We start from the raw sequence: 20,649 nt of genomic DNA on the forward strand, positions 1-20,649 counted from the left end.
ATATAAGAGCCTTGCTACAATCTAGTGTGTGATAAGGCTCTTTAAAGTTGTTTAATTCTTATCGAATTAAAGCATGTGTTTGTTTAAGTGTATACATTCATCATTTATTAATTGATATGTTTGTGTAACCACTGTTCAAATATCTTTAACTGTTCTTCGGTATGAAAGTAATGTTCACCCGTCTCCATAACTTCTAATTCACAACGATGTTTTTCTGTAAAATAGTTAATAGTTTCAAGTTCACACAGTTCATCCTTAGCTCCGTACATAATATATGTATCTATATTCCATATATTAATAGGATGTTCTTTTACATAGCATAAATAATCCCAATGTAACTTTTGACCAATAGGTGTCTCTATAGTCATTTCTTTTTGCAAAAGCTCTGGTGTTACATTAAACCATTTCATCATATTTTCGATAATTCGTTCCATATTAACTACTGGTGATAAAAATAATGCCTTTTCTACCACATCATTTTGATAAGCTAAAAGGCTAAAATACGCTCCCATACTACATGCAAACACGTTTATTTCTTTCCAATGTTCTTTTGCATAATTCATAATTATAGATAATTCACTAACACAAATCTGTACTTTGCAAGGCGTATTATCATCTTTTCTTTCTCCATGCTCAGGTAAATCAAAGCTTAATACTTGATAACCTTTTTGTTTGGCTTCTTCAGCTAATATTTGAATAATTGTATCTTCCTTATTTGACATATTTCCATGTACTGCAATAAAAATTTTATCACTCTTATCTCCCCATAAAACCGCAGGAATATTACTAATTTTAAAATTATTTTTAATCATATTCCCTCCATAAACTAAGACATATAGGACTTGGCAAAAAACGCACACACTTTATTTACCTCTGTACAGCAGGTAATATCCCCTTCAACTCCATTAAATCATCTATTACTACATCAGCCTGAGCAAGTTCATCTTCTTGCGCAAAATCAAAATTACACCCAATTGCAAGTAAACCGTTGTCTTTCGCTGCATTTATATCAGATAGCCGGTCACCAACTACCGCTGCCTCTTTTATATCATATTTGTTCATAATACTTTTAACTAAGTCACCTTTATTTAGCGATTGTATTTGTTCAATACTAAACGTTTCAATCACCCACTTGTCTAAAGCATAATAAGTTACGATTGCTCGTAAATATTCTTTCAAACCATTACTAGCAATGTAAATGGAACAATTATTTTCTTTTATATATGTAAATATTTCTTTTACATTTGGATATAAAGCGCCTTTTCCGCTTTTTATGTTTTCAATAAGTCTATCTAAAAAATATGCATCTGTTTGTTCTCTTATTTCAATAGAATGATCCGGTAATAAAGCTTCCCAAACTTTCGGTAACGGCACACCCATAATTTCTCTATATTTATCAATTGGTGTTACTGTATCCCATAATTGTAATGATCTTAAGTGATCAAAAGTATCATCTAATGATAATTCTAAAATTTTATCTGTTTGAAATAACGTACCATCCATATCAAAAATTAATGCTTGTAACATTCCTATCTCTCCTTTTGGACTATGGTTTTACCAGATATATTTTTAAGCATCTCAATAATAATTTCTGAGCAATAATTCGCAGCAGTTTTCGCGAAGTCATCATAAGAAATTTGAGCTTCATCATTTGCGCTGTCAGAAATACATCTTATAATGAGAAACGGTATATCATTTATATAGGCAACATGTCCAATTGCTGCCCCTTCCATTTCTGTACAATGAGGTGCGTATTCGTCTATTAATTTCGCCTTTAACTTTGAATCTTCAACAAAACATTCACCGCTGACAATTCTTCCTTCATGAACTGCAATCTGTAAACTACTACTAATACAAGCTTTACGTGCTAACTCTACCAATTCCTTACTTGCAATAAATTCTTCTTGGAACGGAAATAAGTTTTTCATTTGAGTTTTACTTACATCATGATGAGTAACATTCGTTGAAATAACTATATCGCCGACTTTTACATCTGAATGTAATCCACCAGCAACGCCCGTATTAATGATAGAGTCTACATCAAATTTATGAATTAATGTTTGCGCGCATGCAGCTGCATTTACTTTCCCTACACCAGAACGTGTAATAATTACTTCTGTTCCCATGAATTCTCCAATATAAAAAGGCATTCCCGCTATTGTCTGTTCCTCTTGTATAACTAGTTTTTCTAAAAGTAAATCTATTTCAATTTGCATTGCTCCAATAATGCCGATTCTGTTCATGTATGTAGTCCCCTTTATTAATTAATCCCTTTAATCCGCTCAGACATAACCGATAATAAAAATTTCGGAAGTACAAGTTGTCTCTTTAATCTTTTCGGCTGTGAGAGTAACCTATACAGCCATTCAGTTCCAGTATCCCTCATTATTTTTGGTGCTCTTTTTACAGTACCAGATATTATATCAATCATGCCTCCGATACCAATAGATAGCGGAACGTTTAATGTTTGTATGTTTTCATAGATGAACTCTTCTTGTTTTGGTGAACCTAGTCCTACGAGTAGTAAATGCGGCTTGAACTGCTTAATTTTCATTTTTATTTCCTCTATTTCTTCACCATTTACAAATCCATGCTGTCCTTTAAATTGTGCTCCTGGGAACTGCTCATTTAATTTTTCTAATGCCTTGTTATTACTTTCTGGCGCAGCTCCAAAAAGAAAGACACGATATTCATTGTCGTTACAATATTTTATTAAATCGTGAGTTAAATCCGCCCCAGTAACACGTTCTTTCAAACTTCCTTTTAATATTTTCGAGCCAATTATGACACCAATCCCATCCGCTGTTATTAAATCCGCAGATAGTAACATCTTTTTAAATTCCTTTGATTTTTCCGTATTTTCCTTTGCAGACATAACAATTTCAGGATTTGCAGTTACTACAAACCTTGGTTTCTCTTGTTGTTCATGTAGCCAACCTTTTAATAAACTTATAGCTTTTGCATATTCTAAAGTTGAAAAAGGTATACCTTTTATAAACTGCTGATCCACTGTACTCTCCCCTTACATAAGCTGCAAATATTCATCAATGTCTTTAGAAATTTGAATAAAAGCTTTATTCCAAAATTCATAATTTCTTATATCTATTTCAAAATGTTTTTTCATAAGCTCCTCTACTGGAGCCTTTCCTGTTTCTCGTAAGAACTCTTTATATTTCGAATGAAAAGTACTTTTACCTTCTTGAGCTATTTCTAATAAGCTAAAACTTACTAAATATCCAAATGTGTATGGATAATTGTAAAAAGGAACATCTGCTATATAAAATTGAATATATTTCATCCATACAAACGGCTGGTATTCACTTAAAGCTTTTCCATAAGCTTCTTTTTGTGCAATTATAGATAATTTCTCAATTTCATCAGCACTTAAAGGACCCTCTTTACATTTTTCATAAAATGTTTTTTCAAACTGATACGATGCTCGTATTGCCATTACATAATTAAAACTATTTCTTATTTTCCAGCTAAGTAATGACTTTTTCGTATCTTTACTATCCGTTGTTTCAATTAGATAATTTACGAGTACCGTTTCAAAGAAAATAGATGCTGATTCAGCCGTACTCATTGGCAAATAATCATCTAAAAAAGACGTAGATTGTTCAAAACTCATATTATAAAAGTGCCAAGCATGTCCTAATTCATGAGCGAGCACTCTTACACTATCTATACTCCCATCATAACGAATGGAAATTCTCGATTCTTTCTCACTGAAAAATGGAGCACAAAACCCACCTGGTGGTTTATTCTCTCTCGGTTCAGCATCTACCCAACCACTTTCTATCGCATTACGTGCAAATTCTGCTAATTCTTCATCAATATTCTTACATGCATCATAAACGTTTTGTATTGCTACTGAAAAAGGAATCATGATCTCATTACTTTCCTTTACCGTCATAAGTTCATGCCATGTAATTGAAGCTTTTCCTTTCTTATATACGTTTAAAGCACTTACTAATTTATCAAGGTTTTCTTCTGTCGCATTCCACATTTGGAATAATACAGTTTCTGAAATGCCATTCGCATGAAAAGATTGTGTTAAAATCTCTCTATCTTCTATTTCATTACTCTTTGCATTACGCAATCTCCCTATTTGATTTAATACAGTAGCAAAGATTTCTTTTTCCTTATGTAAAGTACTTGTAAGTAACTCGAATACTTCTAATCTTTCCTTTTCATTATCACTATTCATTGCAATAGTATTTGCTTGTCCAAAGGATAATTGTTTATTATTGTGCTCTATTTCTATCCTATCCCGTAATTGTATGTACATATTTTCCCAAGCATTAAGCTCATCTTTTATTAACTTAGTATTATCTGAAGTTTCCACTTCATTATGTTTTATTACTTGCTGTAATTCATTTTTTAGTTCCTTCACTTTCACGGTCAATTTAGTAAGGTCAGATGGTACACTTTCTTCAACTGATCTACAGTACAAATAGTATTCTGTTTTCTCAATAGCTTGTATTAGCTTTGAAAGAACCTCTACATCTTTTGTTACAAAATATTTCTCTTTCAACTCCAAAATTGGAAATAGAATATCCTCATTCAAATACAAGCGATTTAAATCCCATCTAGCAATTTCTTGCATTTTTATAGTCGCCTCCTATTTTTACAAATAGTTACAGATATTTCTTCCTACACAATTATATATGAAATGGCAAAATTTTGATATCTTCAAATATTTAAATTCCTATAAATACATTCTTATTTATACTCTTTTCTTCTGCTACCGAAACCTACATAACATAAGCATATGAATGATACAGCCACTGGAATAAGTATTACTCCCCCAATAAAAGGATAAACCGCTATGCAACATGTAAAAGCCACTATAGAAAAAATTTTCCCTAACTTATTCTTTATTAATTTCATCCCGGCCGCAGTACCAACTATATATGTAATAATTCCTAATGAATTTGGTATTAATACAATTTTATCTATACTGACTTGTAAAACGAAATTTATTAACAAACCTATAATCGCGATAAAGCCTACAACTTTTACTGCATTTGTTGGCGTTTCTCTTTTTTCATCAATATGTGCCAAATAACGTGGTGCAACTTCTTCCTGCCCTAATGAATAACCTAAACGGCCCATACTTGCTATAAATGCATTTGTCGTTCCTAAACAAATGATAAAAGCTAAAAATCCAATTATCCATGCAAATTGGTCACCTAAAGTTCGCTTGATTACCAGCACTAAAGCTGTAGTATTATCAGCGTTTATATGATAAGACTTCGTTCCAATTACTGATAATGCAATACCAATATATAAAACTCCAATAATAACAATCGCAAATCCTGTGGATAAAATAATATTTCTTTTTCTAGGTGTTTTAAATTCTGGCGCTAAACTCGTAATGGCTTCCCAACCGAAAAACGACCAAAAAATTAATAATGATGCCTCTAAAATTGGGTTTATTTTTTGCATAGAAATATGTACATTTATATGCTTCATTTCAATATAAGGTAATGAACTTATAATTGTTACGATTAAAATAATGAAAGTTAATACACCTATACATATTTGAAATAATCCACTTATTTGTAACCCATATAAATTGAAACCAATTGAAATACTTAAAATAATCAGCGCTATAACGTACGAAAAATATGCTGGTAACGTAAAGACCTTCACTATATACATGCCACCAGTCAAAGATACAACGATTTGCCCAACACTACCTGCTATATAAAAAGACCAACCTATAATAGCACCTACATTTTTGCCAAAAGCTTTTTCTGAAAAAGTAGCAATTCCACCTGTACTTGGATGCTCAATCGATAAAAAAGCGAATGTGAACGCAAGTGGAATACTAAGTGCTATCATAACAAGCCAGGAAACAATCGCATTCCCTTCTGCTACACTCGCTGTCATACCAGGTAATATAAGAATTCCTGATCCTAGAACCGCTCCAACGTATAAAGCAGTTCCCCTTTTAATTGAAATTGTTTCATTAAAATGATTAGACATTACATGCACCTCCATTTATATTTTAATTATAGAAAGTTGTCAGTCTATTTGATATTCAAAATTGTATGTAGTCTGGCATTAGATTTTACATTATGTATTTATTTCAGAATTTCACTTTCGTATTTGTAAAGGAGCATAATTCATGGATGAAATTGATAAGAAAATAACCCTATTACTGCAAGAAGATGCCAGAATGACAATTACAGAAATGACTGAGCACTTACACCTCACCCGCCCTAGTGTTACCGAAAGACTAAAGAGATTACAAGATACTGGAATAATTGAGAAATATACCGCACGGATATCATTAGATGCAGTTGGAAAATCAATTCAAGCATTTTTAAGAATTGAAAATTTAAAGATTCCTTGTAAAAAATTTGAGGAAAAAATATACGGAGAACATAGAATACTTGAATGTCACCGAGTAACAGGTGAAAGTAGCTATTACTTAAAAGTAGCAGTTCACTCTATGAAGGAATTAGAAGAATTAATTGATATCGTTATTCCGTTTGGAACAGTCAAAACTTCGATGATTTTATCTTCACCAATACCATATCGACCGGTAATCACAGATTAAAGAAAAAAGGATTGATCAAATGATCAATCCTTTACTCTACTTCATTTAAGAAAAATAACGTTATAACGCCAGGTCCTGTATGTGCTCCGATTGCTGCACCAATTGTATTTACGATAAATACTTCACAACCGAATCTTTCCGTAATTAATGATTTTAATGCTTCCGCTGTTTCTAAGTCATCACCATGAGTGATACCGATTGTTTGACCTTTAAGGTCTTTACCACGCTCTTCCATAATATCAACAATTCGGCTTAATACTTTCTTTTTCCCTCTTACCTTTTCAAGTGGTACAAGTTTTCCTTCTTCCACGTTTAAGATAGGCTTAATGTTTAGTAAACCACCGATAAAACCAGCTACTTTACTTAAACGTCCACCTCTAACAAGGTACTGTAAGTCAGCTACATTGAAGATGTGCTCCATATGGTTCATTAGAAAAGCGACACGGTTTAAAATATCTTCTTTTGATGCGCCGTCTTTTGACATTTTAGCAGCTTCTAAAACGACAAGACCTTGACCAAGCGAAGCACATTTTGTATCAATAATTTCTAAATCTAAATCTGCATATGTTTCTTTTACTTCCTCTTTAATGACAACTGATGATTGATATGTACCAGACAGTTCAGATGAAAAAGCTAAATATATACAAGGATTACCTTCTTTTGCATAAGAAACAAATTTTTCTTGGAAAGTTTCAAGTGAAGGCAATGATGTTCTATAAACAGCACCTTCTCTCATTTTTTGTAATAATGTAACTGACTCTAATGTTACTCCATCTAAATACTCTGTTTCTGCTTCATCATATACACGGAGTGGAATTAAATCAATATCATATGCTTGCAGCAATTCTACTGGTAAATCCGCCGCACTATCCGTAATGATTTTAACACTCATTTTTAAACCTCTATTCTGTTATAAATATAAAATAATAAAATAAAAATAGTACTTTTAAATTATATACGTAAAACTTAAATGAAGAAAGGAAAACACTTTATATTGTATGCACTATTCTTCAAAACTTGAACTATTAATGAAAATGATTCTATTTTAAACACCTTTTTCTTATTATTTTTCTATAACACGAGTAATTTTATAAGTATTTTGTATCCGTATATTTTACTTCTTTAACTTAATATTAACTTTTCAAATTCATACTGTTTAAAATTGAAAAGCCAAATCCAATAAAGGAAATGGCTTTTCAATTTTCATAAAATAACCAAACTTTATTTTCCATCACATTGTTTGTTTACATTCATACTTTGGTGATGTTGAATATTAGTCCAGTTATGATAAATATTTATAGCCTGTACTATAATTAAAACAGTGAATATTTACCTGTAAGATGCACTATATCTAAATAAGGTTAAACATTTTATAAAATATTTAATTTTACTAGTAAAGCTAATAAAATTTGGAGAAGAATTTGAACATTTACTGCTATGTCTGTATCTGTAGTCGTAACTGTAACATTTCTAGAATTTCTAATAACAGTTTCTTGTTTATTAATTTGTTTAATAGATGATTTTTGAAACAATTCTTGTGCTACACGGTCAGCTTTTTCACTATCTGCTATAGAAATACTTATTATAACCACGATAGCTGCTTGTAATGCAGCTTGAATAGATAACGCAGCTTTTGTATCTGTAGTAGTAACTTCTACATCTGCTGAATCAACTATTGTAATAGATTCTTCAGAAATTTGGTAAGTTTTACTTTCTTGTGCTGCAGCTTCTGAAACGGTAGCATTTTTAAAAGATGGATGAGGATTTGAGGAGTCTAATGCACTCCACCTTTTATTTTCATCTGAATGACATGTTTTTTTCATACATTCACCCCCTTTCAATCTAAATAATTATTAACTTGTGATTGTATTTCAGAAACAATACTTTTAATTTGCTGCTTTTTTTCTGGCGATAAATTTTTTAGTTTTTCTTCATTTATCCCATGCCTATTAAAAATATCTGAGAGTAAAAGGTCTATAATTATATTCTTTTGATCCTTATCAAACTTAAAGGAAGAAAATTTATTTAAATCATCCATTTACAATATTCACTCCTATCAGTTTTCTATAAAAATTTAGATTAACTACCAGCATTATATGTATTTAAATAAAAAATGCTTGGACAAGTAACTTAATCTTTTATTTTCACGGCTTTTTACTAATAAAATCAAAAAGCTGTCTTCTAATACGAAGACAGCTTTCCTTTACTTCACATATATAAGTTTTATTCACTGTTAAATAATAGGTTCACCTTTGTTATTGTGTAGTTTTCCACACTTAATTTCCCATCAATCTTGAATATTAATTCAGTCATAATGAGAAAGTCCAAGCTTGTACCACATATTACAACAAAAAATATTTACTTAGAGTGAACCCTTATAGCTAAATATAAATAGGATAGACACTTTATAAAATGTTTAGTTTAACTAGTAACGCTAATAAAATTTGAAGAAGAATTTGAATATTCACTGCAATATCTGTATCAGTAGTTGTTACGGTTACGTTTCTGGAATTTTTAATAAATGTTTTTTGTCTATTAATTTGTTTAATAGATGATTTTTGAAACAATTCTTGTGTTATTTTATCTGCCTTTTCACTATCTGCTATAGAAATACTTACTACAACCACAATAGCTGCTTGTAACGCGGCTTGGATAGATAGTGCAGCTTTTGTATCTGTAGTAGTAACTTGTACATCTGCTGAATCTACTATTTCAATATATTCCTCAGAAACTTGATCGATTTCATCTGTTTGTATAGCTTCTTCTAAAAAATTTGCATTTTTACTAAATGAATAAGAATTTACTGATTCGGAATCCTGTTTTTTTGGTTCAGAACCCCGATTTAATGGATCACGTTTTTTCTTTCTTCTACAAACTTCACAATCACACATAAAATCACCCCTTTTAGTCTAAAAAATTAGCAATATAAAAATATTGGCTAACTACTAGCATTTTATGTATTTTCAAAAAAATTGTTTGGACAAGTAACTGAATTTATATTTTATTTCTAATTCTTTTTTGTAATAACAAAAAGCTGCCTTCTAATAAGAAGACAACCCTCTTTTATTTCACATTTATATAAAAGACCCATACTTAAATACACTAAACTTCATATGATATATTGCATCCTTTCTTTTTAGAATAAGTAGTCGTTACTGAAGGGCACTTTTCGAAGTGCTCTTATCTTTAATCCCCCTCTTTTTCAGGAAGAATTTTTTTTACTAAATCCTAATATGATTTGTATCACTAGGGCTGGCGATTACCACGTTTCCTTAATAGCTTCAATGAATACAGTAGCTACTAATTAAAATAACCCTATGATTTTCTCTACACTTAAACAATCTTGCGTTACCGAACACATAAACTAATTTTTATTTTGACTATGTAACACTAAATTCACAAGATTATTATCCTATGTTTGGTGAAGCCATCATTTCAATGCCAGCAATCCCACACTTTTAACTAATAACTTAAACAAATGTGCTATCTCAAGGTTCTTTTGATATAGTATCTTATGTTCTATATAATGAAGAGAGCGCTAGTATTTCCAAGGAGGATGTATATGAGTATTCAATTGGCTACATCTAACGATTTAGAATGGGTTAATAATCAATATGACTCAATAGGATTTGTACGGAGTGATTTAAAGAGAGATAAAGTTGCAATTATTACATATAACAACGAGTATGCAGGTGTTGGCCGATTAGTCCAAATAGATGAAGATACTTTAGAAATGGGCGGAATTTTTATTCTGCCTCAATTTAGAGGGCTACAATTAGCTGGTGAGCTTGTTTCATTTTTAGTAGAAACTGCAAAAAAATCACAAATACAAAATGTATATTGTCTTCCTTTTGAGGAATTAGAAAACTTTTATAAGAAATATGGATATACTGAAGTCGATACTACGAAAGAAGCAGTCCATCCAATCATTCTAAAAAAATATAATTGGTGTTTGGAGAATTACGATAAACACGTTCTACTCTTCAAATTGTAAATGTAATAAAAAAATATATTCTCAATCGTTTTTCTATCAGTACTCCTAATGGGAGCTAAGGATTAATCAAAGATATTTTATCTCTCCTTTTATAAATGGCTGATTAAAACTCAATGTTCTGTCAATACTATAGGTAACATGATTGTATTTCTCCATTCCCCCTTGGAGAAGAGCAGTTAGCTTTTGCTAGCTGCTCTTTTATTTCTTCAAAAAGTCACATAAATATCTTTAATTCCAAACATTCAAAAGATAAAATGTGATAAAATTGTTATGAAGATATTTACCAACTAATACATACGCCCTAGACTTACGTACTAGGGCGTATGTATTTTTTAGTATGTAACTCCTTCACTCATCTATTATCTACAAAATAAGTATCATATGCCTTATCAAATTCATATCCTAACTTTTCTGCTAGTTTAGCAGATGTAGTATTCGCTGCGTCCCAGTTTGGATACTTTCCATTTTCTAAGCAATCCAATATAATAGCTGCACTAACTACAGTTGCCAAGCCCTCTCTTCTATGATTGTGATCAGTCGCAACTTCAATTTCAATCCCATCATTATAAATACTATAGGAGGATGCACCGCATACAACTTCTCCATTATATAAAATGCTATAACCTATACCACGGTTTATATAATCTTCTACCGAATGAAATTGACTTGTAAAATCTTCAGATATCTTATGTAATTTGGGGCTATTTGCGATATGCTCATCTATTCTTCTTAACTCATATTCTTTTGGAAGTGTTGATATAAAAGATTGTAATTTTGAACGATTAAAAACTTCTGGATTTCGTTTGAATTTATAACGTAAAAACTTATCTATTTTTCTTTCATGGAATGTTTCTAAGCGTTGTTTCCACTCTTCACTATTTACGATAACTAAAATTCTTTCTGGAATATTACGTAATAACTCTTCTGTTTCTTTCGTATTAGGGTCTCCAGCGTAAAATGTAAAAATCCCTACCGTAACTTGTGCTACTGTTGGATTTTCAAGATCATTTACCCAAGCAGTACCCATATGCCCTTGTAAATAAGAAAGTAAAACAACGTTATTGAAATCCTCAAACATAGAAACTAGTTTTTTTCTTGTATGTATATTCGCTTCATATATCATTTATATTCCCGCCTTCTTTAGAATCAACTACTCTTAACATTTTCATGAGCGCTCCATAATTCGTATTCATATACACACCCACCTGTTCATCATAAAAGCAATTGACTATTAAATTAAAACTTCGAATATTTATAAAATATCAGTAAACATAAAATGATTATAACATCTACTAACTATGAAATGATCAACCTATAAAATAAGTCAACAATAAATATATTTCTTACTCGTTAACAAACGGTTTGAAGGATCAACATAATTAATTATGTAACAACCCTCAACAATAGTTTGAGGGTGCATTTAAATACATGTATTATAACTCATTTTTATAAATAAAAGATTCCGTCTCACCGTTCTTATATACTTTAGTCAATTTAACAACTGACTTGTACGTATTATCGTCATCCTCTATCATTTTTTTCATCTCTTCTATTTCGGCATCACCAGTTCCGCCCTCTATTTTTAAACAGTTCGAAATGGCAAGGTATCCGCTTGATGCCAATATAAAAATAAAAATCGTATCAGGAAAATTAATAAATAATAATCCGTAGTTTAAAGGGTCTCCAGCTGGCTGTGATAAAAGTAATCGAAAACCTACCAGTTCAGGTACTTGAACAAAATCTCTAGAAACTCTCGGTTCACAACCCACTTATACTCCATCCCTTCTCTATATAGAATTGCTACTACATACATATAAGAAGAAAATAAGAAAAGCTTGGACAATATAACTTTAACGTAACATTATCGTTACCTACTCGTACATTTATATGGAAATTACACCAATTTTGAGTAAGGACACATAATTTTTACTATAAATACATATAACAATTTCATCTTTCATAAAAAAAACGTTATAATGAGGTGTAGCCTCTACGATTACGTTATAAAGGAGATTAAAATTATGGCTAAAATTAAAGTGTACCAAGCAAAAGAAGAAAATATGGATGCAGTAAAAAATATCATTGATGTTGAGGAACAAAACCCAACTGCTGAAAATTTACAAAATCTATATGCGTGTGTATTAGATACTGAAGATATGGCATTGCCTGAATCATATATTGAAGAAGATATCTTAATTGATTCTATTGAAGTTATGGTTAACGCTTCTCAAAGCAAAGTAAGAGACTTAGGCGCATACGATGTAATCGAAGTTCAAAACAAAGGCAAGAAAACGCAAATTTTATTACTTGCAGACGAAGAATACGAAATTATCGAAGGCTAATCTAACACCGTACATACGAAAAAGCTCCTTTCCAATTGGAAAGGAGCTTTTTCATTACGCTTTTGATGTTTCACTCTTTTTATTCATTTGTTCTTTCTTAATTACCATACGCTCATTTCCCATAAAGAAAATGAACATGAATGCTAATCCAGCTGGTACCAATGCCCACATGAATGTTTGAACAATTGAACTAGAAAGAGCGTCAATAATCTTATCTAATATTTGCGGAGGGATTTGAGATCTTGCCGATTCTGATAAAATGGCTCTTGAATCCCCTAATTTTGTATTCATTCCCCCGCTCATCCCTTTAAATGCTTCTTCTAATTGATCTTGGAAACCTGTTCTTTGGATCATTCCGAAGATTGTAATACCTAGTGTCATTCCTAATGAACGAATGAAGTTACTCGTTGAAGTTGCAGATCCACGCTGTTCCATACCGAAGTTATGAATTGAAGCCATACTTAGTACAGAGAATGAGAAACCTACTCCAAATCCGATAATAATCATATAAACCGTTAATAATGCACGACTTGTTTCTGGCGTTAATGTACTTAATAAGAATAATCCGATTAACATAATAACAGCAGAAATAATCATAATGTTTCGGTAGCTCAGCTTAGTCGTTAAAAATCCACCTAACTGCGCTGTTACGACTGATCCTAGCATCATAGGTAAAAGTAATAATCCTGAGTTTGTTGCAGTCCCGCCGTATACACCTTGAATGAATAACGGAATGTAAACAGTTGCTGACATAAATGCAGCACCGTAACATAATGCAATAATTGTACTCATTCCGAATAAGCGCTGCTTAAACATCTCAAATGAAATAATTGGTTCTTCTACTTTTCGTTCAATAAAAATGAATGCGATGATTAAAATAGCGAATCCACCAAATAAACTTAAAATAAAGCTAGAATCCCAATCATATTTTTGTCCGCCTAGTTCAAGCGCAAACATTAAAGAAACTACTGCACCAACTAAAGTAATTGCGCCAAACCAATCAATCTTTTGCTTTCTATGAACGCGTGATTCTTTATAAAAGAATGTAATAAAAATAAGTGCTAAAATGCCAAGTGGTAAGTTAATATAAAATACCCAGTGCCAGCTAATGTAATCGGTAATATATGCGCCAAGTAATGGCCCGAAAATACTAGATAATCCAAATACAGCTCCGAATAAACCACCCATTTTCCCGCGTTTTTCAGGTGGAAAAATATCAAAAACGATAGTAAACGCGATCGGCACTAATGCCCCGCCGCCAATACCTTGAATGGCACGATAAATACCTAACTGTGTAATATTTTCAGCAGTACCACAAAGTGCCGAACCAATCATAAAGACAATTAAACCGAAAATAAAGAATCTCTTTCTACCATACATATCTGATAGCTTACCGAAAATAGGCATGCCTGCCATTTCTGCGACCATATAGGCAGAAACGACCCATACAAAGTTTTCGAGGCCTCCTAAGTCACCAACGATTGTTCCCATCGCCGTTACGACAATGGTATTATCCATCGATGCCATTAAAATACCTAGCAATAAGCCCGCCACAACAAAGCCGAGCTTATTATTCTTCTCAACCATATCTCTTGCTCTCCCTCATACTACTTATATTTGTTTATGTTCTTTTACGACTGCATTACCTTTTTGATTAAAACTAGTATGATATTCTACAACACTAATTTCACATCCAGGACCAATTGTGACGTTGTTGCCTCTTACAACTTCAGCAATCGTATGTTCTAAATAGATATCATCTCCTTCAACAATTGAAGTTTGGAGGTTTCCAGCATGACTAGTAAAAGGAATAAATCTCGCTTTTTTACGAACGGTAATTTTTTTACCACCAATTTCTCTTACCTTACTGCCTTCATAACGAAGTGAGATTTGAATATTTTCAGCATTAAGTAATCCATCACTTTCAAGACCACCAGTTAATGATAAATCTTCTACTTCAATATCTCCCTTTACATTTAAAGCACCTTTTACATCTACGAAATCACCTGAAAACTTTCCTTCAATATTTATCATACCTCTAACTTTTGTTTTTTCAATATGAGCATCACCATGAATTTGTGTATTACCATATACTTTTACATATTCCGCATCTACATTTCCTTGTACTTCGTTATCTCCATACACGACATAGTTTTTCACTTTCACATTACCGCGTACATCACTCGTTCCGTACGTTTTAAACTCATTGCAACTCATATCATTCGTAATTGTTCCTTCACCGCGAATCTTCACTTTATTATAATCTCCGCCTGCTGAATTACCAGAACCATTTACTGTGAGACTATGTGGATGTTCCATACTGATTTCTCCCTTCCGTTAAACCTGCTTAATTTCTTTTACATTTGCATTTTTATCAACAGTAAGAACACCGGTATATTCAATCAGTTCAATCTCACAGTTTGCTCCTACTGTAACATTGTTTCCTCTTACCGTTCTTATGTGAGCATAATCAATATCGATATTGTCACCTTCTAATAGTTCAGCTTCTAACTGCAAGCCAAATACTGTTTTAAATAGCCTACTAAATGTACCTGATCTATGTCTTACTTTAATCGTTTGACCACCAATTTCTTTCGCTCGACATGTACCGTGAATATTTATATTAATTTCATCTGCGCTTAATAAACCACCGATTGTAAATTGTCCTTCTGAAGAAAAAGTATCCACTTCACAATTACCGTCAATTGTAGCTTGACCATTGACTTTAAATTCTTCACCAGTGACATTTCCACCTATCGTACCTTTTCCTGCAATTTTTAAACTGTTTGCTTTTACATTTTGCGTAATTGTTGCTTTTCCATCAATTCGCATCGTTTCAGCATGAACTGTGCCATCAACTTTACCAGATCCGCTAATTCGTGCACTGCTACTTTTCAAATCGCCAGTAACTGCACCGTAACCGTTACATTCAAATTGCTCACATTCAACATTTCCATTCACAGTTCCTTTTCCGTTTAATTGCACTTTATGAAACTCGCCACCATTCGATGAACCGTAACCATTTATAATCAAATTATCTGTACGCATACTTTCTCCTCCACTACAACAATTTAGTTTTTAATGCTTCGGTATATTTCATAATCGCTTCGCGTAAAACGATTTTGGTGCCTTTTTCAAAAATTAAATCGTCCACGTTTGAAACCAATAAACATGTAGAAATACCTAACTTTCGGACAATAATTAAGTCACAAGTTTTATGTTTAATTGCTTCATAATTTTCACGTAAAACTTGCAAGACCATTTTTCCTTCTTCTAAACTAATCTCTCCTGATTGTAGTAATTCTTCTAACATGTACACATAAAGAATATCTACAAATTGAAACTCTGCTCTTTTATTCGTTTGTTCTATGAAAAATTGTAAAACTGGTTCTGATGCAATCCCCTTGCATAAAATGTCTTCCTTTGTTAAAAGAATTTCTCTCACACTCGGCGAAAACATGTTCGCTAGTTCATCAAGTGATAAATCCTCTTTCATCGTTTGGATTTTATCGATACGCTCTAATATCTTTTCTTTCGGAAAAAATGTCTCTTGACCTGTAAACGTTGATTTTCGTACAAACCAATCTTCCGGAATTAAATTTTTTCTTTTCCACCTATATAACTGTCCGTATGAAATACCAGTTAGTTCTAATAAATCTTTTTTTGAAATTAAATCTGTACTCAACTGTATAACACTCCTTCCTGATAACAATGTAACATAACACTGTTACGCTGTAAATAGACTTTTATCACAAGTAGCGTAACAATGTGTAAAACAAACCTATTCCTACATACAAAAAAGGCTCTTACACACCTTATGAAAATGTGCAAAAGCCCTTATATATCAAGACTTAAACCATATATTATAAAAATCAATCCAACCTTGTGAATTAATCATTATATTTTGAACTTTTTCATGTGTACTTACCTCTTGTTTATTACGATATAAAGGAATAATATGAATTTGACGTAACAAAGTATCCTCGATATCGCGTAACAGTGTAACTCTTTTCTCTAATTCTTCTTGTCTAAAATAAGGAGACAACTTTTCATGAAAGTCCATGCTGCTTTGTCCATGAATAAAACTATTTTTTGTAAGAAACATATATAATAGACTATCTTCTATTCGTTCACTAATTGTAGCACTATCATGCATCATATCGGCCTTTTGTATCGTACTTACTTCCAATAGCTCTTCTATATCAAGAAAATTATTTTCTACACGAATCCCGTATTTCGCACACTCTTTTTGTATCCACTGTGCATCTTCAACATGATCTCGTCCTGTAAATGTGTAGAGTTGTAGCACTTCATTATGATAAGTACTCCTTTTAATTAAACTTTCTACATCTTCCTCAATCTCTACAATGCTTTCACCTGCTAATATTAGTTTTTTTGCCACTTCTCCACGTTCTCCGCCGAGTTCTTGAACGATTGTATAACCATGAATGATGTTATATAACGCTTTCCGAAATAACGCATCTTGCATTGGTCCTTCTTTCGTAAGATTACATGTTATATATGTCACGTTCGACTCAAGCCGAGACAATTCTTTATTATGTTTTTCTTTATCTTTATACTGCGCCTTTACTAAAACATCGTATGTACTTACACCTTGTTCTACATTCCACAACTCAATACGATCTAAAAAAGGTCTTTCACGAAAATATAAAGGATGTCCTTCTAAAATGAACAGATTTTCATTACTTTTATATAATTGAAAAGGCCCTGTTCCAATTAGCTCTCCTGCTTCATCTTCATTCACGATAGAACACTGTTCTGCACTTAGCATATGTAAAAACATTCGATTTTCCGTATGTAATTGAATTTCGAAAACATAGTCATCCACTGAACGGATATTTTCAACGTGTTGTAACATCCATGCGTGTGCATTATTTTCCAGCTTCATAAATCGATTCAACGAGTATATAACATCATGTGCAGTAAGTTGTTTTCCATTATGAAAGTGAACTCCTTTTCGTAAGTAAAACGTCCATATTCTTTCAGCGTCATTATATTCCCAGTGAAATGCAAGTCTTGGCTCTATAATGTTTGTATTACCGTCTACATACACGAGTGTGTCGAATATATGTTTTACCATATGGCATTCTGAACGCATTGTAGCGTATACAGGATCTAATGTGATATCTAAATTCATTTGTACTTGCAACCGGAGTACATCTCTTCTCCCTTCAGATGTCATTTCAACCTTATGACCAAATATTGAATCCACCCAGGAATGATATTCTCCCTTTACTGATGGAAAATGTGAGCTATAGCGTTCCACAAATATACTTCCGCTTTTCACATCCCCTTTTTTCGTTATTTCTTTTCCTCTATCTAAAATTAAAGACATCGGGTGCTTTTGAAATATTAACTTAGACCGATTTCCTCTGCCACGACCTGGAAACCACTTGATCCAATTTAACTCATCTAATTTTTTTATAATTAATTTACTATTGCGCTCTGTACAAAATAATGTACCAGATATATTTTGCACTGTTACTTCCAATCGTTCTCCCTCTTTTTTTCCTTTTCCATAAGCAATCCATAGTTCAATGTATTGATCTAAAATAAACATCATACTCCCCCTAAAAGGTGAAAAATCCTCCCTATAGTCTCTACCCTTTTTCCAACTCTCCTTTCATCTTATCATTTCAATATAGAAAGGAGGAATTAATATTGAATTATCTCTTACTTCGTTACAATAAACCTATTTTTATTAGATTGTGTGGTGAATTATTAACCCGAACGACTGAATCTATGTTAGCTCTCATTATGATTATTTACGTCAATAAAATGTTAAACGGCAATGTAATAATAACTATGCTAATTTTCGGATTACAGCCACTTTCAGACATTTTATTTACACTTATTGCTGGAGGAATTACTGATAAATATGGCCGAAAAAAGATTATGTTACTCGGATTATTACTACAAGGTGTTGCAATCGGCAGTTTCGTTTTCGCTCAATCTGTTTTTATATTTGCACTGTTATATGTCATTAATGGTATTGGCCGTTCCTTATACATTCCAGCTCAGCGTGCACAAATTGCTGATTTAACAAAACAAGAGCAGCAAGCAGAAATTTTTGCTCTCCTACAAACGATGGGAGCAATTGGATCCGTAGTCGGCCCTTTAATCGGTGCATGTTTTTATAATACTCACCCAGAATATTTATTTATCGTGCAAAGTGTAACCCTTACGATATATGCCGTTGTTGTTTGGACCCAGCTCCCAGAAACCGTTCCACCTATGAGTAAGTCGAAACAAACAGTTGAGGCAAGTTCACCAAAGCAATTTATTTTTAAACATTATGCCATATTCGGTCTTATGGTTTCTACACTTCCTATTAGCTTTTTTTATGCACAAACTGAGACGAATTATCGTATTTTTGCAGAACATGTATTTCCTAATCTCGTATTCATACTCGCATTTATTTCAACATGCAAAGCCATTTTGGAAATCATACTACAAATCTTCCTCGTAAAATGGTCTGAACGATTTTCTATGGCGAAAATCATCCTTATTTCTTACGCCTGCTATACAATAGCTGCAGTTGGCTTTAGTTATTCAACGACGATATTGTCGTTATTCTTCACCTTACTCTTTTTAGTCATTGGAGAAAGTATTGCTCTAAACCACTTGTTACGATTCGTTTCAGAAATTGCACCTCACAATAAACGTGGTTTATATTTTTCAATTTACGGTATACACTGGGATATATCTCGAACGTGCGGACCAGTTATTGGTGCAGTTTTATTAAGTAAGTTAAATGGAAGTATGCTGTTTTATATTTGTGCTAGTTTCTTATTAATTGGAGGTATTGTTCAAGCACTGTTTGTTCAAAATTTAGAACGTAAAAAAATCATGAACCAGCCTACACATAATTTATAGGTTACTACTTTTTCAGTAAATCAATATTTCTTGTTGGATGAATATTAAAAAACAAAAGTGAAGTATTTCGCGTATGAAAGTATGTTTTATATGGCAGGAGACGTTCCTTATTTACAACTAAAAACACCTCACTTAAGGAAAGTGAGGTGTTTTTGAAATCACTTAATTTCTTATCCTGCCATTTTATTAATACTATCCTCTGGTGAAAATACAGAAATATGATCTACCTTACCAGTCGATTTTGGAATGACAAATTTCAGCTCATACTGGTTATTTACTTTGTATACATATATTTTATCTTCACCATTCTCTTTAACTGAAGATGGTTTTCCTAATGCTTTTTCAATTTCTTGTAATGTAATCAATTTTAGTTCTGCATGATATGAGCGTACATCAAAAACTTGTGACCCTTTATTAAATCCGAAAACAATATTTTTATTTGTAAAAGTTGCGTACATTCCGTTCCCTGCATATTCGGTTTTATTTGCTTTCCCCCACGCTTTTTCAATTTCTTCAATATCCTCTGTATGGGCTCCAAATGGTACATTAGGTACTTTTCCTTCTTTTGCGAGTTCAAACAAATCTTTAACGTGGTTAATTGATTTTTGATTAAGTGTTCTATTTTTCGAATCTGGGTCAGGCGATGGTTTTGTTGTTTTTTCATTGCTTGGTTTTGCTTCAGGATTTTTCTGTTCTTCTGAAAAATTACTTTGTTCATTTTTATTATTTTCCGAGGTTGGATTTGTTTCCTTTTTTTCGTCTGTCCCTTTACATGCGACTAGCGCAAACATACATGTAAACACCAAAAATAACATAACTATTTTTAAATATATTTTCATCATTTTTAC

At 32.3% G+C, this 20,649-nt stretch carries 21 protein-coding genes and 1 pseudogene; 4 read left to right on the forward strand and 18 right to left on the reverse strand.

Going from position 1 to position 20,649, the window contains the following annotated elements; genetic code table 11:
• Positions 1 to 107: 107 nt before the first annotated feature.
• The 6 genes from BHV55_RS14210 to BHV55_RS14235 form a co-directional block, all read right to left on the reverse strand.
• A complete protein-coding gene (locus tag BHV55_RS14210; RefSeq protein WP_070757908.1) occupies positions 108 to 812 on the reverse strand; it encodes an alpha/beta hydrolase in 705 nt (234 codons plus the stop codon).
• A 55-nt stretch (positions 813 to 867) separates the two neighbouring features.
• Positions 868 to 1,527 (reverse strand): HAD family hydrolase, encoded by a 660-nt coding sequence (locus BHV55_RS14215; protein ID WP_000938413.1) that lies wholly within the window; start codon positions 1,525 to 1,527, stop codon positions 868 to 870.
• Between the two features lie 2 nt (positions 1,528 to 1,529).
• Positions 1,530 to 2,243, reverse strand: a complete 714-nt coding sequence (locus BHV55_RS14220) for a 5'-methylthioadenosine/adenosylhomocysteine nucleosidase (RefSeq protein WP_001079723.1) — start codon at positions 2,241 to 2,243, stop codon at positions 1,530 to 1,532.
• Between the two features lie 17 nt (positions 2,244 to 2,260).
• Positions 2,261 to 3,010, reverse strand: coding sequence for a WecB/TagA/CpsF family glycosyltransferase (locus BHV55_RS14225; protein ID WP_000372654.1), 750 nt, complete (start codon positions 3,008 to 3,010; stop codon positions 2,261 to 2,263).
• A 12-nt stretch (positions 3,011 to 3,022) separates the two neighbouring features.
• Positions 3,023 to 4,606: a M3 family metallopeptidase gene (locus BHV55_RS14230; protein ID WP_070757910.1), complete on the reverse strand. Its 1,584-nt coding sequence runs from the start codon at positions 4,604 to 4,606 to the stop codon at positions 3,023 to 3,025.
• A 116-nt stretch (positions 4,607 to 4,722) separates the two neighbouring features.
• Complete coding sequence (locus tag BHV55_RS14235; RefSeq protein ID WP_070757913.1) at positions 4,723 to 5,991, reverse strand: APC family permease; 1,269 nt, start codon at positions 5,989 to 5,991, stop codon at positions 4,723 to 4,725.
• Positions 5,992 to 6,133: 142 nt separating this feature from the next.
• Here BHV55_RS14235 and BHV55_RS14240 point away from each other — a divergent pair, with 142 nt between their 5' ends.
• Positions 6,134 to 6,568 carry an Lrp/AsnC family transcriptional regulator gene (locus tag BHV55_RS14240; RefSeq protein WP_000343328.1) on the forward strand — a complete coding sequence of 145 codons (435 nt, stop codon included), beginning with the start codon at positions 6,134 to 6,136 and terminating at the stop codon, positions 6,566 to 6,568.
• A gap of 31 nt (positions 6,569 to 6,599) precedes the next feature.
• Here BHV55_RS14240 and BHV55_RS14245 read toward each other — a convergent pair whose 3' ends face one another.
• The 4 genes from BHV55_RS14245 to BHV55_RS14260 all read right to left on the reverse strand — a co-directional run bounded on the left by BHV55_RS14245 (position 6,600) and on the right by BHV55_RS14260 (position 9,459).
• The gene (locus tag BHV55_RS14245) at positions 6,600 to 7,460 is read right to left on the reverse strand and encodes a DegV family protein (protein ID WP_070757915.1); all 861 of its coding nucleotides are present in this window, start codon (positions 7,458 to 7,460) and stop codon (positions 6,600 to 6,602) included.
• Between the two features lie 478 nt (positions 7,461 to 7,938).
• The gene (locus tag BHV55_RS14250; protein ID WP_000750486.1) at positions 7,939 to 8,391 is read right to left on the reverse strand and encodes a spore coat protein; all 453 of its coding nucleotides are present in this window, start codon (positions 8,389 to 8,391) and stop codon (positions 7,939 to 7,941) included.
• 14 nt (positions 8,392 to 8,405) lie between these two features.
• On the reverse strand, positions 8,406 to 8,606 hold the full coding sequence (locus tag BHV55_RS14255; RefSeq protein ID WP_000342253.1) for a spore coat protein W: 201 nt from the start codon (positions 8,604 to 8,606) through the stop codon (positions 8,406 to 8,408).
• A gap of 367 nt (positions 8,607 to 8,973) precedes the next feature.
• Positions 8,974 to 9,459, reverse strand: a complete 486-nt coding sequence (locus BHV55_RS14260) for a spore coat protein (protein WP_000332786.1) — start codon at positions 9,457 to 9,459, stop codon at positions 8,974 to 8,976.
• Positions 9,460 to 10,130: 671 nt separating this feature from the next.
• On the opposite strand from BHV55_RS14260, the gene BHV55_RS14265 reads away from it, so the two are divergent.
• The gene (locus tag BHV55_RS14265) at positions 10,131 to 10,562 is read left to right on the forward strand and encodes a GNAT family N-acetyltransferase (protein WP_000027162.1); all 432 of its coding nucleotides are present in this window, start codon (positions 10,131 to 10,133) and stop codon (positions 10,560 to 10,562) included.
• Between the two features lie 352 nt (positions 10,563 to 10,914).
• Here the strand turns inward: BHV55_RS14265 and BHV55_RS14270 are convergent, their stop codons facing one another.
• The gene (locus BHV55_RS14270; RefSeq protein ID WP_000638735.1) at positions 10,915 to 11,685 is read right to left on the reverse strand and encodes a GNAT family N-acetyltransferase; all 771 of its coding nucleotides are present in this window, start codon (positions 11,683 to 11,685) and stop codon (positions 10,915 to 10,917) included.
• A 310-nt stretch (positions 11,686 to 11,995) separates the two neighbouring features.
• Positions 11,996 to 12,322: pseudogene (locus tag BHV55_RS14275) on the reverse strand (BC_2878 family exosporium-associated protein); the annotation flags it as partial.
• 261 nt (positions 12,323 to 12,583) lie between these two features.
• Here BHV55_RS14275 and BHV55_RS14280 point away from each other — a divergent pair.
• On the forward strand, positions 12,584 to 12,904 hold the full coding sequence (locus BHV55_RS14280) for a hypothetical protein (RefSeq protein WP_001062727.1): 321 nt from the start codon (positions 12,584 to 12,586) through the stop codon (positions 12,902 to 12,904).
• A gap of 54 nt (positions 12,905 to 12,958) precedes the next feature.
• Here BHV55_RS14280 and BHV55_RS14285 read toward each other — a convergent pair whose 3' ends face one another.
• From BHV55_RS14285 to BHV55_RS14305, 5 genes are all read right to left on the reverse strand, one after another.
• The gene (locus tag BHV55_RS14285) at positions 12,959 to 14,491 is read right to left on the reverse strand and encodes an MDR family MFS transporter (protein WP_000229619.1); all 1,533 of its coding nucleotides are present in this window, start codon (positions 14,489 to 14,491) and stop codon (positions 12,959 to 12,961) included.
• Between the two features lie 24 nt (positions 14,492 to 14,515).
• A complete protein-coding gene (locus BHV55_RS14290) occupies positions 14,516 to 15,223 on the reverse strand; it encodes a hypothetical protein (protein WP_000400911.1) in 708 nt (235 codons plus the stop codon).
• Between the two features lie 18 nt (positions 15,224 to 15,241).
• Positions 15,242 to 15,952, reverse strand: coding sequence for a bactofilin family protein (locus tag BHV55_RS14295; RefSeq protein WP_001258384.1), 711 nt, complete (start codon positions 15,950 to 15,952; stop codon positions 15,242 to 15,244).
• 13 nt (positions 15,953 to 15,965) lie between these two features.
• Positions 15,966 to 16,589 (reverse strand): YhbD family protein, encoded by a 624-nt coding sequence (locus tag BHV55_RS14300; protein WP_000102238.1) that lies wholly within the window; start codon positions 16,587 to 16,589, stop codon positions 15,966 to 15,968.
• Between the two features lie 159 nt (positions 16,590 to 16,748).
• Positions 16,749 to 18,485: an ABC transporter substrate-binding protein gene (locus BHV55_RS14305; RefSeq protein WP_070757917.1), complete on the reverse strand. Its 1,737-nt coding sequence runs from the start codon at positions 18,483 to 18,485 to the stop codon at positions 16,749 to 16,751.
• 101 nt (positions 18,486 to 18,586) lie between these two features.
• Here BHV55_RS14305 and BHV55_RS14310 point away from each other — a divergent pair, with 101 nt between their 5' ends.
• Complete coding sequence (locus BHV55_RS14310; protein WP_044584561.1) at positions 18,587 to 19,801, forward strand: MDR family MFS transporter; 1,215 nt, start codon at positions 18,587 to 18,589, stop codon at positions 19,799 to 19,801.
• A gap of 170 nt (positions 19,802 to 19,971) precedes the next feature.
• On the opposite strand, the gene BHV55_RS14315 is transcribed toward BHV55_RS14310, so the two are convergent.
• The gene (locus BHV55_RS14315; RefSeq protein ID WP_139147425.1) at positions 19,972 to 20,643 is read right to left on the reverse strand and encodes a YjgB family protein; all 672 of its coding nucleotides are present in this window, start codon (positions 20,641 to 20,643) and stop codon (positions 19,972 to 19,974) included.
• Positions 20,644 to 20,649: the final 6 nt, after the last annotated feature.

Origin of the sequence: Bacillus sp. RZ2MS9, assembly GCF_001816185.2 — a bacterium.
Taxonomy (GTDB): Bacteria; Bacillota; Bacilli; order Bacillales; family Bacillaceae_G; genus Bacillus_A; species Bacillus_A cereus.

Coding starts and splice junctions, on each gene's coding strand:
- BHV55_RS14210 (WP_070757908.1), bottom strand. CDS start 812: ATGATTAAAAATAATTTTAAAATTAGTAATATTCCTGCGGTTTTATGG.
- BHV55_RS14215 (WP_000938413.1), bottom strand. CDS start 1,527: ATGTTACAAGCATTAATTTTTGATATGGATGGTACGTTATTTCAAACA.
- BHV55_RS14220 (WP_001079723.1), bottom strand. CDS start 2,243: ATGAACAGAATCGGCATTATTGGAGCAATGCAAATTGAAATAGATTTA.
- BHV55_RS14230 (WP_070757910.1), bottom strand. CDS start 4,606: ATGCAAGAAATTGCTAGATGGGATTTAAATCGCTTGTATTTGAATGAG.
- BHV55_RS14235 (WP_070757913.1), bottom strand. CDS start 5,991: ATGTCTAATCATTTTAATGAAACAATTTCAATTAAAAGGGGAACTGCT.
- BHV55_RS14240 (WP_000343328.1), top strand. CDS start 6,134: ATGGATGAAATTGATAAGAAAATAACCCTATTACTGCAAGAAGATGCC.
- BHV55_RS14245 (WP_070757915.1), bottom strand. CDS start 7,460: ATGAGTGTTAAAATCATTACGGATAGTGCGGCGGATTTACCAGTAGAA.
- BHV55_RS14250 (WP_000750486.1), bottom strand. CDS start 8,391: ATGAAAAAAACATGTCATTCAGATGAAAATAAAAGGTGGAGTGCATTA.
- BHV55_RS14255 (WP_000342253.1), bottom strand. CDS start 8,606: ATGGATGATTTAAATAAATTTTCTTCCTTTAAGTTTGATAAGGATCAA.
- BHV55_RS14260 (WP_000332786.1), bottom strand. CDS start 9,459: ATGTGTGATTGTGAAGTTTGTAGAAGAAAGAAAAAACGTGATCCATTA.
- BHV55_RS14265 (WP_000027162.1), top strand. CDS start 10,131: ATGAGTATTCAATTGGCTACATCTAACGATTTAGAATGGGTTAATAAT.
- BHV55_RS14270 (WP_000638735.1), bottom strand. CDS start 11,685: ATGATATATGAAGCGAATATACATACAAGAAAAAAACTAGTTTCTATG.
- BHV55_RS14280 (WP_001062727.1), top strand. CDS start 12,584: ATGGCTAAAATTAAAGTGTACCAAGCAAAAGAAGAAAATATGGATGCA.
- BHV55_RS14285 (WP_000229619.1), bottom strand. CDS start 14,491: ATGGTTGAGAAGAATAATAAGCTCGGCTTTGTTGTGGCGGGCTTATTG.
- BHV55_RS14290 (WP_000400911.1), bottom strand. CDS start 15,223: ATGGAACATCCACATAGTCTCACAGTAAATGGTTCTGGTAATTCAGCA.
- BHV55_RS14295 (WP_001258384.1), bottom strand. CDS start 15,952: ATGCGTACAGATAATTTGATTATAAATGGTTACGGTTCATCGAATGGT.
- BHV55_RS14305 (WP_070757917.1), bottom strand. CDS start 18,485: ATGTTTATTTTAGATCAATACATTGAACTATGGATTGCTTATGGAAAA.
- BHV55_RS14315 (WP_139147425.1), bottom strand. CDS start 20,643: ATGATGAAAATATATTTAAAAATAGTTATGTTATTTTTGGTGTTTACA.